This is a genomic window from Lachnoclostridium phocaeense (assembly GCF_959599685.1).
GTDB lineage: Bacteria > Bacillota > Clostridia > Lachnospirales > Lachnospiraceae > Claveliimonas > Claveliimonas monacensis.
The window spans coordinates 1-16,625 of sequence record NZ_CAUGIN010000014.1 but is presented as its reverse complement, the minus strand read 5'-3'; the positions used below and the strand labels follow the sequence as shown (position 1 = coordinate 16,625).

Below are 16,625 nucleotides of genomic sequence, written 5' to 3'. Positions count from 1 at the left end.
ATTTTAGAAAGGAATGGTACATTTATGGAACGTGATATCAGATCCATCATCAGCCAGATGACTCTGGAGGAAAAAGCCGGCATGTGCTCCGGCAAAGATTTCTGGCACCTGAAGGGAATGGCGCGCCTGGGCATCCCGGAAGTTATGGTCAGCGACGGCCCCCACGGCCTCCGCAAACAGAACGAGAAAGCTGACCATCTTGGGGCAAACGAGAGCATTAAAGCTGTCTGCTTTCCAACAGCCTGCGCCACGGCCTGCTCCTTTGACCGGGATCTATTAAAAGAATTGGGGGAAGCTCTGGGAGATGAGTGCCAGGCCGAGGATGTGTCAGTCATCCTTGGTCCCGCAGTCAACATCAAGCGCTCTCCCCTGTGCGGACGGAATTTTGAATACTTTTCTGAAGACCCCTACCTGGCCGCTCAGATGGCAGCCGCCCATATCCAGGGCGTACAATCCAAAAACGTGGGCACCTCCATCAAACATTTTGCTGCCAACAACCAGGAGTACCGCCGTCTGTCCTGCTCCTCCGAGATAGATGAGCGGACGCTCCGGGAAATCTACCTGGCCGCATTCGAGGCACCGATCAAAGAGGGAAAGCCGGACACAGTCATGTGCTCCTACAATAAGATCAACGGCACCTTTGCCTCTGAGAACCACTGGCTCCTGACAGAAGTTCTGCGGGACGAGTGGGGCTTTGATGGCTATGTCATGTCCGACTGGGGAGCCGTCAATGACAGAGTAGAAGGCCTGAAAGCCGGTCTGGATCTGGAGATGCCCGCCAGCGGCGGACATACAGACGCGGAGATCGTGGCCGCCGTCAAGGCAGGCACGCTGGACGAGTCCGTTCTGGATACCGCTGTGGAGCGCATTTTAAGGATCATCTTTAAATTCGTAGATCATCGCATGCCCGGAAACTTTGACAAAGAAAGGCATGACCAGCTTGCCGCGAAGATCGCAGAAGAGTCCATGGTCCTCCTCAAGAGCGACGGCATTCTTCCCCTTCCCAAAGAGGGAAAGAAGATCGCCTTTATCGGCAGATTTGCCGCAAAGCCCAGGTTCCAGGGCGGCGGCAGCTCCCACATCAATTCCTGCAAGATCACAAGTGCGCTGGATGCCGTGAAAGAGAGCCCTACGATCACCTCTTCTGTCACCTATGCCCAGGGGTATGATGTGGCGGAGGACCGGACAGATCCGAACCTTCTGGCAGAGGCAGTGCGGACTGCTTCCGAAGCGGACATCGCCGTCATTTTCGCCGGCCTTCCCGACGCGTTTGAGTCCGAGGGATACGACCGCACCCACATGGAGATGCCGGAATGTCAGAACGAACTGATCAGGGAAATCCTCAAGGTACAGAAAAACACGGTGGTTGTCCTCCACAATGGCTCTCCCGTAGAAATGCCCTGGGCCGATGACGTAAACGCCATCCTGGAGTCCTACCTCTGCGGCCAGGCAGTGGGGGCCGCCCAGGTCCGTCTCCTCTTCGGCCTGGCCAATCCCTGCGGAAAACTGGCGGAGACCATTCCCCTGAAGCTGCAGGACAATCCCTCCTACCTGAACTTCCCCGGAGACGGGCAGAAAGTGGAGTACAAAGAAGGGGTATTCGTGGGATACCGGTACTACGACACAAAAGCGATGGACGTTCGCTTCCCCTTCGGCCACGGTCTCTCCTACACCACCTTCCAGTACAGCGACATGCAGCTCTCCTGCGACCAGCTGGCAGACGACGACACACTGACTGTGTCTCTCAAAGTGAAGAATACGGGGAACATGGCCGGAAAAGAGATCGTGCAGCTCTATGTGGCAGACCAGACCAAAGCCGCGAATCGGCCGGAGAAGGAACTAAAAAATTTTGTCAAAGTCTACCTGGAACCCGGACAGGAAAAGGCCGTGACCATGACGCTGGACAAGCGCAGTTTTGCCTGGTATAACACACAGATCCACGACTGGTACGCTGCTTCCGGCGACTACCAGATCCTGGCGGCCGCCTCCTCCAGAGACATCCGCCTTTCCAGGACCGTCCGCCTTTCCACAGACACAAAACTGCCTTTCCACATCCACCGGAATACTACCGTGGCAGAGCTCCTGGCCGATCCCAGGACGGCCCCGGTCATCCGCTCTATGATGGAGGATCTGGCCTCCGATATGATCGGGGGAGGAGACAACTCCTCAGAGGCCGCCTCTGAGGCCATCACCCCGGAAATGACGCTGAAAATGCTGGAGAACTCTCCGCTGCGCTCCTTCAAGAGCTTTTCCGGTCTGTCCGAGAATGAGCTGACAGCCCTGATCGAAAAGCTCCAGGCTGCAGCCGGATCGGATAACTAGTTCACCGTTATTCACACAGGGGAGCAGTCTCTCAGAGGCTGCTCCAATCTTGTCTGAAAATTTTATGTTTTATATACAAATTAAAAATTTTATATTTTTTATTCATCATATAAATCTGTTATCTTTTAAATAATTTTACTTTTTTCTGATTTTTATATTGACATTTTCTCTTTTACGGTGTATGATAAAACCATCAAAAGAAAAGGAGGACGGACCACCGAAAACTGAATCTTAAATCCAATTTTTAACGAAACTAATGAAAGAGGTAAAGACCAATGGGAACGTAATTTAAAACAAAAAAAATTCACTATTTGAGATAATAGTTTCAAATAGATATCAAGTAAATAAGGAGGTAAATTCCAATGGATGGAATAAGCTGAAAATCCACTGTACCTTTAAAATCAAAAAGATACAGTGGATTTTTTTACATCTGTTTTCTGACTATCCTGTAATCGTCCCCGTTGCGGTAGTAAGGACAGGCGTAGTGACTGTCCGATATAAAGCGGATATACTCATCCTCATCCATGTCCACATCGCAGATATAGGCGCCGTACTCCTCATCATAGCTGTAAAACGCACAGCTTGTACAGCTGTGCGCCGTTTCCTTTTTCTTCACTTTATCCACTCCTGATCTGCCGGCTCCTTCTCAGTTAGCCAGCATCTCCTCCTTTTTCGCAAGGATAGCCTCCACAGCCGCGCAGGCCGGGCAGTCGCAGTATTTCGCTCCGGCAGCCTTGATCTGTCTTGCATGCTCTGCCACACCACCGGCGGCGTCTCCGAAAACCTTGACTCCCATATCAGACTCCGCAAAGGCGATGAGCCCCTCCAGCGGCATGATATCCTCTTCCAGCTCAGCGATGTATTTCTTTGTCTCTTCTGCTTCCGCTGCTGTTCCCAACGCATCAAGCCATGCCTGGGCTGCTTCTTTTGCCTCTTTGCTGCAGGAGGCTGCCTCCATCAGCTCGTGAGTTTTCTCTACAACATAGTCTTTCACTTCTGCGTTCATATGAAACACCTTCCCTTTCTTTATTTCTGTCTTTATCTTATCACAACAGCACTGATTTACAAGAGGCCAGTCCGTCGGCATGATTATAAGCACTTATTATAAAAGCTAATAAAAGAATACGTGAAAATTAGAGCAAATTATAATTTTTGTGTTATAATCTGTTTAGCATGATATCCCAAGGCCGGATGCAGCCGCAGCGGGCAGGGATATCCAAGCGCCGCAGAAGACGCAGCACCATCAACAGGTCATAGAAATGAGGTATATGATATGAAGCCAATCAAAGAAGGAAAAGTACGCGAGATCTACGACAACGGCGACAGCCTGATCATGGTCGCAACAGACCGCATCAGCTGCTTTGACGTGATCCTGAAAAATGAAGTGACAAAGAAGGGGACTGTGCTGACACAGATGTCCAAATTCTGGTTTGACATGACACAGGACATCCTGCCCAACCACATGATCTCCACAGATGTAAAAGATATGCCGGAATTTTTCCAACAGCCAAAATTTGACGGCAACAGCATGATGTGCCGCAAGCTGGAGATGCTCCCCATCGAGTGCATTGTCCGTGGCTACATCACAGGAAGCGGCTGGGCCAGCTATCAGAAAGACGGCACTGTGTGCGGTATCAAACTGCCGGAGGGCTTAAAAGAGTCTGACAAACTTCCGGAGCCTATCTACACACCGTCCACAAAAGCGGAGATTGGTGACCACGATGAAAACATCTCCTACGAGCAGAGCATCGCTCACCTGGAGAAATATTTCCCGGGAAAAGGCGAGGAGTATGCAGCCCGCCTTCGCGACTACACTATTGCCCTCTACAAAAAGTGCGCTGATTACGCTCTGACAAAGGGGATCATCATCGCAGACACCAAATTCGAGTTCGGTCTGGATGAAAACGGCAATATCGTCCTGGGCGATGAGATGCTGACACCGGACAGCTCCCGCTTCTGGCCGGCTGAAGGGTATGAGCCGGGACACGGACAGCCCTCCTTTGACAAGCAGTTTGCCCGCGACTGGCTGAAGGCCAACCCGGACAACGACTGGACACTGCCGGAGGACATTGTACAGAAGACCATTGACAAATATCTGCAGGCATACGAGATGCTGACAGGCGAAAATCTTTAGAAAAAACGGATGGCTCTAAGGAGAGTCATCCGTTTTTCCTTTTTCTGCTGACTGTAACCTCGTCACAGAAAAATTTTTATTTTTGTCTTACAATACAGTTACAACAAAAGCAGAAAGGGTGATCGATATGCATTTTAAACTGGATAAACGTCTGACAGACCACATGAAAGAAAAGGGCCACAGCCACATCCTGATCAGCCCCCACGTGTGCTCCACATGAGGCGGCCCGATGTTAAATATATCAGCAAGGTTTGTTGATCAGGACGAGGCAGCTGCCTTAAAAGAAAATGGTTTTCAAAGCTTTTCCCACGATTTCGGAGACATCTTCATCTACAGGACGCCTCTGAAATACAGCGAGACAGTTCAGCTGGGCCTGTCCCGCTTCTTTAAACGGATCACAGTAGACGGGATCTACTCCACGTAATTATCTTCTTTCTTGCGTAAGCCTCTGGATCGTCTCCTCCACAGTCAGATTGATCTGCCCGGCGATCTGACTGCTGATAATAAATCCTTTGGAAGTTCCGTGTGTTTTTTCTCTCACCTTTTTGGCCCCTGGAATGTATTCTCCTTGCAGGACCACTCTGGTATACAGCCCGTACAGTGCCTCCCTCGGAAGAATATAAAACTCTTCCTCCGTTCCGATCAGAAAGTATTTTGTCTCGTCCGGCTTCAATATCCCGCTGTCTACCCACACACCTTCCCTGGTCATTCTCTCCTGGTACTCTATATAGACATTCCCTGTCTCGCGCAGCTTCCTGTCACACTTGATCTCTATACCTGCCTTTGTCTCCCCCTGGGAGTACTGCTGCTGTTTTCCATAATAGAGACCGATGTCATATCCTCTCTGTCTGAAACAGTAGTCTATGTACACCTCAAATCTGTGGGATGTCTCCAGCTGGTTCAGATAATAATCCGTCTTTTTCCGGTCCGCCCATATAACAGGTTTCTCGTACTCCCATATCCTCTCGTGATATCTGGCCCGCCAGACGTCCAGCTCCTTCTTCATCCGCTCCGTGATCCTGAAGATCTCCTCTCTCCTGCTTCGATTGGACGGGGCATTATAGGCGTTGATCAGCTCCTCCGTAATGCGGAAAGATCGATAGTCCTTCTCCGGGTCTACATAGATATGGAAATAGTACCACAGCACAATATGGTCCTCACACGTCAGCCGCTTCTCATAATCAATAAACTCTACCACACGACCACCCCTGCTTCTGCCGTTTACTTTGTATATTTCTGCACGATCTCCTGCATGCGCTCAAACTGCTGCTCCATCTCGTCCACCAGGCGGAACTGGGTTCTGGCCCGGATCAGGTTGTGCTCCGGATAATCCGTCTTAAAATACGTGTCTCCCTGGAGATAATCTGTCAGGAAGCGGATACCGCACTCCAGCGTCATCAGACGCGCGCCCCACGGAAGACTTCCAATCTCAGCCTCTGTAAGAACATCCTTCGTCTCCTCCAGATATCCCTTCACATACAGCTCATAGAGAGAAATGTCAAAATGCATAAGATCCAGGTTCGGCTCGTCCTCCTCTGCGGTGGCAGCGCCAAAGCGGATGGAATCTCCGAAATCATTTGCCGCAAGTCCGGGCATGATGGTATCCAGATCAATGATGCACAGCCCTTTCCCCGTCTTCTCATCAAAGAGGATGTTGTTCAGCTTTGTGTCATTGTGGGTCACCCGGAGAGGAAGGATCCCCTCATCCTGCTGATGCACCAGCACGCCGCAGTCCTTCTCTCTGGCCAGCACAAAGCCGATCTCAGGCCGGCAGGAGTCCGCCCGGTTTTTCAGATCCCTCTTCAGCGCAACCTGGAATGCCTCGAACCGCCTGATCGTATTGTGGAAATCCGGAATGGTCTCGTTCAGCTTCGATGCCGGATAATCACTGAGCTGCTTCAGGAAATGCCCGAAGCTGCTGCCGGACTGGTAGAACTGCTCCGGCTCCTCCACAAGCTGGTAGCAGACAGAGTCCGGAATGAAGTTGTAGCATCTCCAGGGCTCTCCCTCGCTGTCCTCAAAATAGTTGCAGCCGCTCTTTGTCTTGATATAGGAGAGGGTCTCTCTGTCCGGATCTCCGCCCTCCCTGCGGATCACATTCCGCAGATACTCTGTCACGCCGAAGATATTGTCCATAACTCCCGCAGGATCTTTAAATACGTTGCTGTTCACCCTCTGCAGGACATAGGCCAGCTCGTCGCCGCCCTCCCCGGGCATGTACACAGCGTAGGTCTCATTGATATGACCGGCACCAAAAGGCTTGACATAGCTGCAGCGGTTTCCAAACCCAAAGGCGTAGATGGCATCCTCCAGGTTCCTGTCCTCCACACCGTCGATCTTCCGTCTTGTGGAAAAGATCACTTCCCCGGCTTCCACCTTCACTTTGGGGGCAATGCTGCAGTTAGCTTTTACCACACTGCCAAGTCCGATGTGGGCCCCGCAGCCGATATGGGAGTCGTGATCCACGACCGCACCGCTGTTGATGAGTACGCCGTGTTCCACTATCGTGTGCGTATTGACAACAGCCCTCTGCATAATAAAGCTGCCATTTCCAATAGATGCACTTGGGCTCACCACTGCCGACGGATGGATGATGGCCGGCACATGGTACCCTGCCTCCATCAGCTTTTCCGTCCAGTGGAGACGCATATTGTTATCCCCCAGGGCTGCCACAGCCGTATCGTACTGCTGCAGAAAGCTCTCATAATCACAGCATTTTCCCACTACGTCCGGGCCTTTCACCGCATCGTCGAGAAAGACCGCTTTCTCATATCCCAGGAGCCGGGCTGTCTCCTGGATCATATGGCCGAAGCCGCCAGCTCCCAATATCAGTAAACTTTTCATAACTTTCTCCACAGAGGAATGAATCTGGACATCCTCTGTTTCCTTTCTTCTTATTGTCGGATAAACCCTATTATATCATATCCCGACAAAAAGGAGAACATATTCAGCAAACATACAAAATCAATCCTTCCTGGCGTATCCTGCCAGGATCTCCTGAAAGTCTTCCCTCTCTCTGAGAAATTGATACTGGTCATCCCTTTCTATCGCCATCAGGAGCGCTTCTGCTATCTGCTTTCCGAAATCCGGATCCATCTCCTTTGTGGCTATATGGGTAAACAGGATCGACTTCTCCATCTCCAACCGCCTGGACAGAGAGTCCAGCATCTCCCGCAGGATCTCCACACATCGGTCTGCGTCCTTTTCCTCCATGGCCACCGTAAATTCCAGCGCGCTGTATGCCGGGAGACGTTCCAGGAGCGCCTCCGCCTTCTCGTAATCTTCTTCCTGGATGCAGAGGGAAGCCATTGCGTATCTTGCCCGGTCCGCAGATACAGGGTTATCACATTTCTCAGCCCTCTCATACAGGCGGAATGCATATGCCTGCCATTCTCTTTGCAGCCCCTCCTTCGCCTGCCCGAGGACAGCCATCCCCTGCAACATCGCAGCCATCTGGCACAGCAGCTCTCCGCAGGAGGGATACTCCTCCACCAGCTTCCGCACTCTCTCAAAAGCCGCCTCGCCCCCGTCCTTCCTGGAAATCTCAGCCACCTCGTTCATATACTGCGCGATCTCCTCACGGGTCGGGTCTTCGTGAAAGCACATCAGCGTGTTCAGGTCTGTCTTTAAAAGCCGGGCCAGGGCGGGGACGAGAGAGAGGTCCGGGTATGTGGCGCCGCTCTCCCACTTATTGACAGCAGGAGCCGACACGCCCAGATACTCCGCCATCTGCTCCTGGGTGAGATCAAGCTCCTTGCGTTTTCTGCGTATCACATCTTTCATCTGCATAACAGACTGTTCCTCCTCGTTCTTTATTCTGAAGGCCTTCGTTACTGTTATTGTAGCAGATGGAAATTCCTGTGTATATTGAGCAGTCATTAAGTTTCAGGAAGTTTTTTTAACTGGCAGTTACGTTTTTTCCCTCCTACAGCATGCAGGTCATCTCATGCCAGCTCTCTCCGCCCCAGGAGGATTGGGACATACCCTGGTCTTTAAATCCCATCTTCTCGTACATCCCTACTTTCTCCTCCAGGCAGGTGAGAACGAGCATCCTGCGGCCCCGCTCCCGCTCCTGCTGCGCATACTTTTCCATCAGCGCAGAAGCCAGCCCCTGCCCGCGGTACTGGGGCAGCACCCCTAAGCTGAGGATCATGACATTGTTCCCTTCCGGGTCGTGCAGGCCTGTCTGCCTGAAGAACGCGTCCCGCAGACTGGTCTCATCTGTCACCAGCCCGTTCAGATACCCTGCGATCTTCCCGCTCTTTCTGTCTGCCGCCACCAAAAACTGCTCTCCTGCCAGGGCCGCTCTTTCCTCCACGATCTCCCTCTTCCCTGCTTCATTGGGCGGAAAGCATATCCTTTCCGCTTCCGCCGCCTCCGCCGCCTCTTCCGGCCGGATCAGGCGGATCTCAAACCCCCCCTCTTCTCTTCCACTATCTATATCATGCATCTTCTGTTCTTCCTTCCTGTTTCAGTCTGTACTGGATGTCCTCCTCTAAAGGCAGCTCATATGCAAGGAGCCCGCTTCCATCCATATCTTCCGCTCTCATATCCACGGCCTGTATCCTGTGGTTGTCGTAGGTCTTAAAATAGTACACGCCGGTGCGGGCATTGACACAGCAGGAGTAGGTGGTGATATCCTCCCGACCTTCCTCAGTCAGTACCATCCCCCGAACCATCGCCACGCTGTCAAGAATGTGAAAAAACTGGGACACATTTGCCTTCTCCTCCCGCCTGGCTCTGGAGTTCCACTTTACAAAAGCGGCCCGCACAAACCGGGACGCCGGCGACGCATCTCCCGGAAGGCCGACAGCCCCCATTCCCTGGCCGAAGGGCTTCATATCTGTCCCCTCTCCAAAGCGATTCTCCGGAGCCTTCGCAGTCAGGTTCAGATACTGCTGCATGTTCATAAGATGGAAGGGAAAAGGCGGGTTGTTTGTCAGCACGCCAAAAGGATTTTCGTAGAGCTTAAGCCCCTCCTCCACCGGCTCCGCCACCAGGGCGCCGGTCTTGTCTGCCAGCATAAAATGCAGAGGCGCCAGGGGAACGTCCGCTGCGAATGGTATCCCCACAAGGTCTGCCTGTTCCAGGTACATGCGGGCCTCTCTGACTGTGGCACAGCATCCCAGTATCCAGGGGATCACCTCATAGGGTGTGACCTGGTACTTCTTTTTACCCTCCAACGGATAGAACGCATTGCCCGGAAAATTGAGCCCTGCCATGCCAAGCCCCTTCTCATTGACCGCCTCGGCGTACATAGGATATCCCCCCATCACCGACGCCATGCCGATCATACTGTAATGGCAATCCATCGCTGCCTCTTTTTTGAATGTCAGAGGATAATTTCTCGGTGTGATGACCACCCTCTCTCCAAAAGAATACTCCAGATCCAGATTCCTCCCAAAATAAAAGTCACCGTTCTCGTACGTGATGCAGGTGCACACGCCCGCCGCCTCCTTTCCCTGTCTCTTGTTTGCCAGTATCCGACTTAATATCCGGCTCCTGCGTCCGGGCTGTTTTTCACAATTTTCACCAGCCTGCTCGTGCCCAGCCGCTCTGCCCCGAGACGGATAAATTCTTCCGCGTCCTCAAAAGAGGAAATGCCTCCGGCTGCTTTTACTTTCACATTTTTTCCGACGTGGGTCCGCATCAGCTCCACATCTGCAGCGGTTGCGCCTGCAGTGGAAAATCCGGTGGATGTCTTAATGTATTCTGCCCCGGCTTTTGTGACGATCTCACACATCTTGATCTTTTCTTCTTCCGTCAGAAGACAGGTCTCGATAATGACTTTCAGTATCCTTCCGCCGCAGGCCTCGTGGATCTGGCGGATCTCCTCTTCGATCTTATCATACTTTTTGTCTTTCATGTGGCCGATGTTGATGACCATATCGATCTCGGAAGCGCCGTTTTCCACAGCGTCTTCTGTCTCAAATACTTTGACCTTTGTTGTGCTGTAGCCGTTTGGAAATCCGATGACTGTACAGATCGGAAGTTTTCCCTCCACATAGTCTGCCGCCTGTTTCACATAGGATGCCGGAATGCAGGCGGATGCTGTCCCGTATTTCATGGCATCATCCAGGATCTGGCGGATCTCCTCCCAGGTTGCGCTCTGCGTCAGAAGCGTGTGATCTACATATTTTAAAATCTCTTTCTTTTCCATTCTAAATTCCTTTCCATTTCTTTTCCAGTGTATCCTTGACCTCCGGGTCAAAGGCCGTCTCTGCAGCGTTTCGGAGCAATGTAAAGATCAGTTCATCGTTCCGCCCGTACTGTTCGTAGACCTTCGTCAGCTCTTTTGTCATGCTGGTGCCGCTGACTGTCCGGTTGTCCGTGTTGATGCTGACCTTGATCCCCGCGTCCAGAAACGAAAGCAGCGGGTAGTCCTTCCAGCCTGCTGCCGCCTTGGTCTGGAAGTTGCTGGTGGGACACATCTCCACACCGATCCCCTTTTCTGCGTATACCTTCATCAGCTCCGGATCTTTGCGCAGCGCAATGCCGTGTCCGATCCGCTTTGCCCCCAGCTCGCAGGCCTCGCGGACGTTTTCCAGATTGCCGGTCTCCCCGGAATGAATGACAAAGGGCATGTCCAGCCTTTTGGCTTCCCGAAAGACCTCACGGAAACCGGCTGTCGGGAAGGCGGACTCATCGCCTGCCAGATCCAGGGCGCAGACACCGCAGCCCAGGTATTCTCTCGCGCACCTGAGCATGGCCAGATTCTGTTCCAGGCTGTGGTTTCTCATAGCACACACGATTATGCCATACTGCAAACCAAAATCCTCTTTTGCACGCTCCATCCCCCTGCGCACCGCTTCGATCACCTTTGCGCAGCTCAGGTCTGCGTGGACGGAGAGCATCGGCGCAAACCGGACTTCTATATACTCTACCCGCTCTTTTGCGGTCTCCTCTGCAAATGTATAGGCGCCCTCTTCCAGCCCCTCCTCATCCTGCAGGCATTCCAGAGGCAGGTCAAATTTCTCCAGGTACTCTGTCAGGTTTGGGCAATCCTCCGCAACAGTCAGTTCTTCTTTTGTAACACTTCGCCCCAGATGGCGCTGGATCATGGATTTTGTCAGCGATCCATCCAGATGGCAGTGCAGCTCCAGTTTGGGAATTGTCTTGATATCCATATGCTCACGCCTTTCTTCGATCTTCCCGGAACCCTCCTACATCGTTTCAATGATCTTTGTCACAAGCCGTTTAAAATCTTTGGACACACGGTCCGCAGTCTCCTGCACTTCCTTGTGATCCAGTTTTTCCTTGCTGATGCCTGCTGCCAGGTTGGTAATGCAGGAGATGCCGCCGATTTCCATACCCATATGGCGCGCGGCCACTGCCTCGCAGGCCGTGCTCATTCCAACGGCATCGCCTCCCCAGATCTTGCACATCTTGACTTCTGCCGGCGTCTCATAATTTGGCCCGGTAAGCTGGACATACACGCCCTCTCGCAGGCTGATCCCGCAGTCAGATGCCGCCTCTCGGATCACGTCCTGTATCCTGCGGCTGTATACTTCGCTCATATCCGGGAACCGGGGTCCCAGTTCCTCCAGATTCGGTCCGATCAGCGGGCTTGGAACGCCTGTGGCAATATGATCGGTAATCATCATAAAGTCGCCTGGCCGAAAATGCTCGTTGATGCCTCCTGCCGCGTTGGTGAGGATCAGTTTTTTTGCTCCCAGAAGTGCCATGAGGCGGGTCGGCAGCACTACATCGGTCATCGGATAGCCCTCATAATAGTGTACCCTTCCCTGCATGATTACAACCGGCACCTCTCCCACATAGCCGAAGACAAAGCGCCCTTTATGGCCTGTGACAGTAGATACCGGGAATCCTTCGATCTCAGAATAATCCACCGTGGTCTCGATCTGGATCCCATCTGCATAGTCTCCCAGCCCGCTTCCCAGGATCAGCGCAATCTCTGGTTTAAAATCTGTCTTTTCCCGGATACTTGCAAGACAGGTCTGTAATTTATTTTTCATCTTTCATCCACTCCTTCTATAAGTCTTCCGCCAGGATCTCAGAGATCATCTCTTTCATCCTGCGGTATTGTTCATAATTGATCGTGATATAGCTTCCCTGTGTCGTGATCATGCCGTTTTCCTTGAATTTCTTGATGGAACGGCTGATGGTCTTCATGCACAGTCCCGTGAAATCCGACAGTTCCTGCCGGTCTCCTTTCATCTTCAGCACGCCGTTCTGGGCATATTTGCGGTACCGTTTCATCAAAAGAAATGCCACCCGATCGGCTCCCTGAAGAAAGAGGAGCATCCGGCTGTCCCTGGCCTGTTCCAGCAGGTACTCTCCCATCAGACGGCTCTCCTGCTGCAGGGCCCTGATATCCGAGTCCATCCATTTTTTAAAGCCCTCTTTCGGGATCTTCAGCACCGTGCATTCCGTCACGGTCTGCAGGGTCGTCTGGTACTTGTCCAGGTTGATGATCACTTCCATCCCGCCAAAGGCATAGACTTTGTCAAATACAGTAAAGTCATAATTGATCCCATATATCCGATAATCTGTGGCCTTGATGAGCCCTTTCCCGATAAAGAAGATCATGTCCGCAGGCTCTCCCTCCTGCACAAAGACCGTCCCCTTTTCCAGCTCTTCCACCACAAAAGTATCCATCAGCCACATGGGTGCTGTCCGGAAATACTGTTCAAACTGTTCTCTTCTGTCCTTTTCAATCTCATTCAAAAACGGCAGAATCTTTGCCAGATAGTTGTTTTCCATTTTTCACCTACCGCCCTCGTTCAGATCACCTGTTTCCCTTTGATATATTTTGCATCCACGGAGGCGTCCCCGTCCAGATAGATCAGCCGCTCCAGGCGTTCCCGCACAGAGACCGGCCGTGCATGCCGTATCTTCCGATCGTCGATCACCACCGCGTCAAACTCATACCCTTCCTCCAGGCTGCCTGCTTTTCCGAAGAAAGCACCGCCGCCTTTGGTGGCCAGGTAAAAGACCTCCGTCGCCGTGAGCGGCGCCTGGCTCTGGTCCACAAGCCTCCACCGGAGTTTGGAGCACTGGACAGCCATGGCCATGGCCCGGAACATAGAGAGGGACGATCCGGCTGCCACGTCGGTGCCAAGTCCCACCTGCATGCCCAGCTCCATGTACTTTCTTGCCGGCGCGATCCCGGAGGCAAGATTTGTGTTGGACTCCGGACAGTGGGCGATGAATACGCCCTGCTCTTTCATCATCCGGATCTCCTCTTCTCCGCTGTACACACAGTGTGCCATGATGGTAGGGCAGCTGCCTCCGAAAAGTCCGTGCATCCGGTACGCATCGCCATAGCAGGACGCCTCCGGCTGCAGCTGTCTTACCCAGTCGATCTCACTTAGATTTTCAGAGAGGTGGGACTGCACCGGCAGGTCATACTGCTTCTGAAGCGCGGACAGTCTCTCCATCAGTTCGTCCGAACAGGTGGGGATAAACCGGGGCGTCAGGATCGGCCGGACATTGGAAAGGCCTGCCGAGGCAAGGATCCAGCTCTCTGTCGCTTCCGCCGATGCCTCCGGGCTCTCCTCGCACAGCCCTGCCGGACTGTTCCGGTCCATATTGACCTTTCCCACGTATCCCGCAAGACCTTCCGCCTCCATCTGTTCCATGAGCCAGAGCGTCGCGTCCTTATGGCAGGTGCCAAAGACACAGGCCCTGGTGGTGGCGCTGTGGAGCAGATCATCCAGAAAGATAGCATACGCCTTCTGTGCATACGCCAGATCACCGTATTTTTCTTCTTCCGGAAATGTGTGTGTATTCAGCCAGTCGATCAGCTCCTGGTCCATCCCCAGCCCCCGGAAGGGGTACTGGGGTGCATGGACGTGCAGGTCGATGAGTCCGGGGATGATCAGCCGATCTCCGTAATCGTAGCAGGGAATCCCGCTCCATGCCTCCGGGAGGGTTTCAAATACGCCGGCGCTTTTCCCGTCTTCACACACCACATACCCGCGCTCCATGGTGCGTATCTTCTTTTGACTTTCACTATAGCAGATCTGCCCTCTGATCGCAAATCGTTCCATCTTGCTCTCTCCTTGCTTTGAAATTCTGTCTTTTTACCGCTGTCCTTTATCGTAGGGGATACCTTCCGCCTTGGGCGCCCTGGAGTTCCTTGAGAACAGAGCCAGCACCACAAGGGAAATGATGTAGGGAAGCATGTTGTATACAGCGCTTGGAATCTGCAGCGCCTCCAGCACATCGAATCCGGAGTACACATTGGACAGTGCCCGGAACAGGCCGAACAGGAGGGCTGCCAGGCCGATCAGCTTCGGCTCCCACTGTCCGAAGATCATCACCGCCAGGGCAAGGAATCCAAATCCTGCCACGCCGTTTTCAAACTTCCACTCACTGACGCCGGCTGTAATGTAGACGATCCCGCCGATCCCGCCAAAGAATCCGGAGATCAGGACGCCGGCATAGCGCATTTTGTACACGTTGATCCCGACGGAATCTGCTGCCTGTGGATGCTCACCGCAGGCGCGCAGCCGGAGTCCGAACCGTGTTTTATAGAGAATCACATGGGCGGCAATGAGAAGGAGCACAGCCAGGATCATAAACCAGCTCACCTCAAAGTTTCCGATCTTGAATGCCGCGAAGGCTTTCCTCTGCTCAATGTACTGGATGGAGGAGGAAACATTATTTACATTTTCCGCCATGTTGATGGCTTTGACAATCACTGTGGCCGCCGCTGTACCCAGCAGGTTCATGGCCGTTCCCACCAGCGTCTGGTCCGCCTTGAAATTGATGGCCGATACGGCAAGTAAAAGTGTATAGAGCATGCCGAAGATCACGCTGCCCAGGATGACCGCCGCGATCATCAGCGCTGCCGGAAGATCTCCCATGTACTTCATCACCAGGGCGCCGCCCAGAGCACCCATGACCATGGTCCCTTCCAGTCCCAGGTTGATCACACCGCTCCGTTCAGAAAAGCATCCGCCAAGGGCCACGAGCATCAGTACTGACGCATAGATCAATGTATATTGTAATAATAGTGCCATTTCTTCTTCCTCCTTCCCTATTTCTTTGCTTTTCTGTTCATGCAGTGTTTAAAGAATAATACAAAACCGCAGAAGTAGATGATGATGGCCGTGATCAGATCCGATATCTGCGCGCAGTATACCATCTTGTCCACATAGGATCCGCCGCTTGTGATATGCTGGATAAAAAATGCGGAAAAAATACTTCCAATGGGGTTGAGGCCTCCAAGGAAGGCTGCCGCTATCCCGTTAAAGCCCATGGCCGGAACTGCTGTCTGGGCGCAGGACCACTGCTCGATCCCGCTCAGGTAAAGGAAGGCAGCTCCCAGCCCGGAGAGGCAGCCTGCGATGACCATGGTAAGGATCATATTCTGCTTCTCTTTCATGCCTGCGTATTTTGCGGCATTTTTATTGAGTCCCGTTGCCTTCAGTTCATATCCCAGCTTGGTCTTGCTCATCAGCACCCACACGAGAATGGCGAAAACCACTGCAAGGGGGATGGCGATGGTCACATACCGGTTGCCGGAGAACAGCTTGTCCAGTCCAAGGCTCGGGATCAGAGCGCCCGGGCTGTTTGTTTTGAGCGCCATCGTGTAGGTGGTGCTGGATTCCTTGACGTTCGTCAGGAGCATGTTCACGCTGTAAAGACTGATCCAGTTCAGCATGATCCCCGCAATCACTTCATTTACATTTAAGTATGCTTTTAAAACGCCTGCGATCCCTCCCAGGATCCCGCCGCCGATCATGGCAGCGATCACGCAGACATACCAGGGCATCTGATACGCCAGCGCAAGATAGAGGGCCAGTCCGGCTCCCACGGCATACTGCCCGGAGGCTCCGATATTAAAGAGCCCCACCTTGTAGGCAAAGAGGACTGACAAGGTACACATCAGAAGCGGAGCCGTCTTGGCAAGCGTGCTTCCGAAATACTCCAGCGCAACTTCCGGTCTCGGGAAATACAAAAAGTTTTTCAGGATCGCGCTCATGGCATCCCAGGCTCCTGCCGGGTTGATGCACAGCAGCACAATATAGCCTACCAGAAGTCCGAGGAGAATACAGATGAGAGATGCTATGACCGTCTGTACGCCGCCGATCTCCAGGAACCGTTTCTTTTCTTTTTTCGTATTCATATGTTACACCTCCTGCTTCTTTGCTGATGTGTGATAAAGAAGTAGTAGAAGTGTAAAAAATTTTGCCGTTCC

The 16,625-nt window shown here is 52.6% G+C and carries 16 protein-coding genes and 1 pseudogene; 3 read left to right on the top strand and 14 right to left on the bottom strand.

Features of this window, described 5'->3' with window-relative positions; all coding sequences use genetic code 11:
* Positions 1-24: 24 nt before the first annotated feature.
* Positions 25-2,322 (top strand): glycoside hydrolase family 3 C-terminal domain-containing protein, encoded by a 2,298-nt coding sequence (locus Q5911_RS07950; protein WP_303182255.1) that lies wholly within the window; start codon positions 25-27, stop codon positions 2,320-2,322.
* Between the two features lie 424 nt (positions 2,323-2,746).
* Here Q5911_RS07950 and Q5911_RS07945 read toward each other — a convergent pair whose 3' ends face one another.
* Together Q5911_RS07945 and Q5911_RS07940 are read right to left on the bottom strand one after the other, a co-directional pair.
* Positions 2,747-2,938 (bottom strand): DUF6472 family protein, encoded by a 192-nt coding sequence (locus Q5911_RS07945; protein WP_303182253.1) that lies wholly within the window; start codon positions 2,936-2,938, stop codon positions 2,747-2,749.
* Between the two features lie 30 nt (positions 2,939-2,968).
* Positions 2,969-3,328: a molecular chaperone Hsp90 gene (locus tag Q5911_RS07940; protein WP_076779288.1), complete on the bottom strand. Its 360-nt coding sequence runs from the start codon at positions 3,326-3,328 to the stop codon at positions 2,969-2,971.
* 258 nt (positions 3,329-3,586) lie between these two features.
* On the opposite strand from Q5911_RS07940, the pseudogene Q5911_RS07935 reads away from it, so the two are divergent.
* Positions 3,587-4,456: pseudogene (locus tag Q5911_RS07935) on the top strand (phosphoribosylaminoimidazolesuccinocarboxamide synthase); the annotation flags it as partial.
* 229 nt (positions 4,457-4,685) lie between these two features.
* Entirely contained in the window at positions 4,686-4,880 is a 195-nt protein-coding gene (locus tag Q5911_RS07930; RefSeq protein ID WP_076779292.1) for a hypothetical protein, read from the top strand.
* Here Q5911_RS07930 and Q5911_RS07925 read toward each other — a convergent pair whose 3' ends face one another.
* From Q5911_RS07925 to Q5911_RS07870, 12 genes are all read right to left on the bottom strand, one after another.
* Positions 4,881-5,654 (bottom strand): hypothetical protein, encoded by a 774-nt coding sequence (locus Q5911_RS07925; protein ID WP_076779294.1) that lies wholly within the window; start codon positions 5,652-5,654, stop codon positions 4,881-4,883. It abuts the gene before it with no gap.
* 23 nt (positions 5,655-5,677) lie between these two features.
* Complete coding sequence (locus tag Q5911_RS07920) at positions 5,678-7,300, bottom strand: phosphotransferase (RefSeq protein ID WP_303182250.1); 1,623 nt, start codon at positions 7,298-7,300, stop codon at positions 5,678-5,680.
* A 120-nt stretch (positions 7,301-7,420) separates the two neighbouring features.
* Positions 7,421-8,245, bottom strand: a complete 825-nt coding sequence (locus tag Q5911_RS07915; protein WP_076779298.1) for a helix-turn-helix domain-containing protein — start codon at positions 8,243-8,245, stop codon at positions 7,421-7,423.
* A 136-nt stretch (positions 8,246-8,381) separates the two neighbouring features.
* Positions 8,382-8,906: a GNAT family N-acetyltransferase gene (locus Q5911_RS07910; RefSeq protein WP_303182248.1), complete on the bottom strand. Its 525-nt coding sequence runs from the start codon at positions 8,904-8,906 to the stop codon at positions 8,382-8,384.
* Complete coding sequence (gene bsh, locus Q5911_RS07905) at positions 8,899-9,900, bottom strand: choloylglycine hydrolase (protein WP_303182246.1); 1,002 nt, start codon at positions 9,898-9,900, stop codon at positions 8,899-8,901. Before bsh ends, Q5911_RS07910 begins: the two co-directional genes overlap by 8 nt.
* A 44-nt stretch (positions 9,901-9,944) precedes the next feature.
* Positions 9,945-10,616, bottom strand: coding sequence for a deoxyribose-phosphate aldolase (gene deoC / locus Q5911_RS07900; protein ID WP_303182244.1), 672 nt, complete (start codon positions 10,614-10,616; stop codon positions 9,945-9,947).
* Position 10,617: 1 nt separating this feature from the next.
* Positions 10,618-11,583 carry an adenosine deaminase gene (gene add / locus Q5911_RS07895; RefSeq protein WP_303182242.1) on the bottom strand — a complete coding sequence of 322 codons (966 nt, stop codon included), beginning with the start codon at positions 11,581-11,583 and terminating at the stop codon, positions 10,618-10,620.
* A gap of 36 nt (positions 11,584-11,619) precedes the next feature.
* Entirely contained in the window at positions 11,620-12,432 is an 813-nt protein-coding gene (locus tag Q5911_RS07890) for a purine-nucleoside phosphorylase (RefSeq protein ID WP_303182240.1), read from the bottom strand.
* A gap of 16 nt (positions 12,433-12,448) precedes the next feature.
* A complete protein-coding gene (locus Q5911_RS07885) occupies positions 12,449-13,180 on the bottom strand; it encodes a Crp/Fnr family transcriptional regulator (RefSeq protein ID WP_076779310.1) in 732 nt (243 codons plus the stop codon).
* 20 nt (positions 13,181-13,200) lie between these two features.
* Positions 13,201-14,469 carry an amidohydrolase family protein gene (locus Q5911_RS07880; RefSeq protein ID WP_303182237.1) on the bottom strand — a complete coding sequence of 423 codons (1,269 nt, stop codon included), beginning with the start codon at positions 14,467-14,469 and terminating at the stop codon, positions 13,201-13,203.
* Positions 14,470-14,502: 33 nt separating this feature from the next.
* On the bottom strand, positions 14,503-15,444 hold the full coding sequence (locus tag Q5911_RS07875; protein WP_303182235.1) for an ABC transporter permease: 942 nt from the start codon (positions 15,442-15,444) through the stop codon (positions 14,503-14,505).
* A 17-nt stretch (positions 15,445-15,461) separates the two neighbouring features.
* A complete protein-coding gene (locus tag Q5911_RS07870; RefSeq protein ID WP_303182233.1) occupies positions 15,462-16,553 on the bottom strand; it encodes an ABC transporter permease in 1,092 nt (363 codons plus the stop codon).
* Between the last annotated feature and the right edge of the window lie 72 nt (positions 16,554-16,625).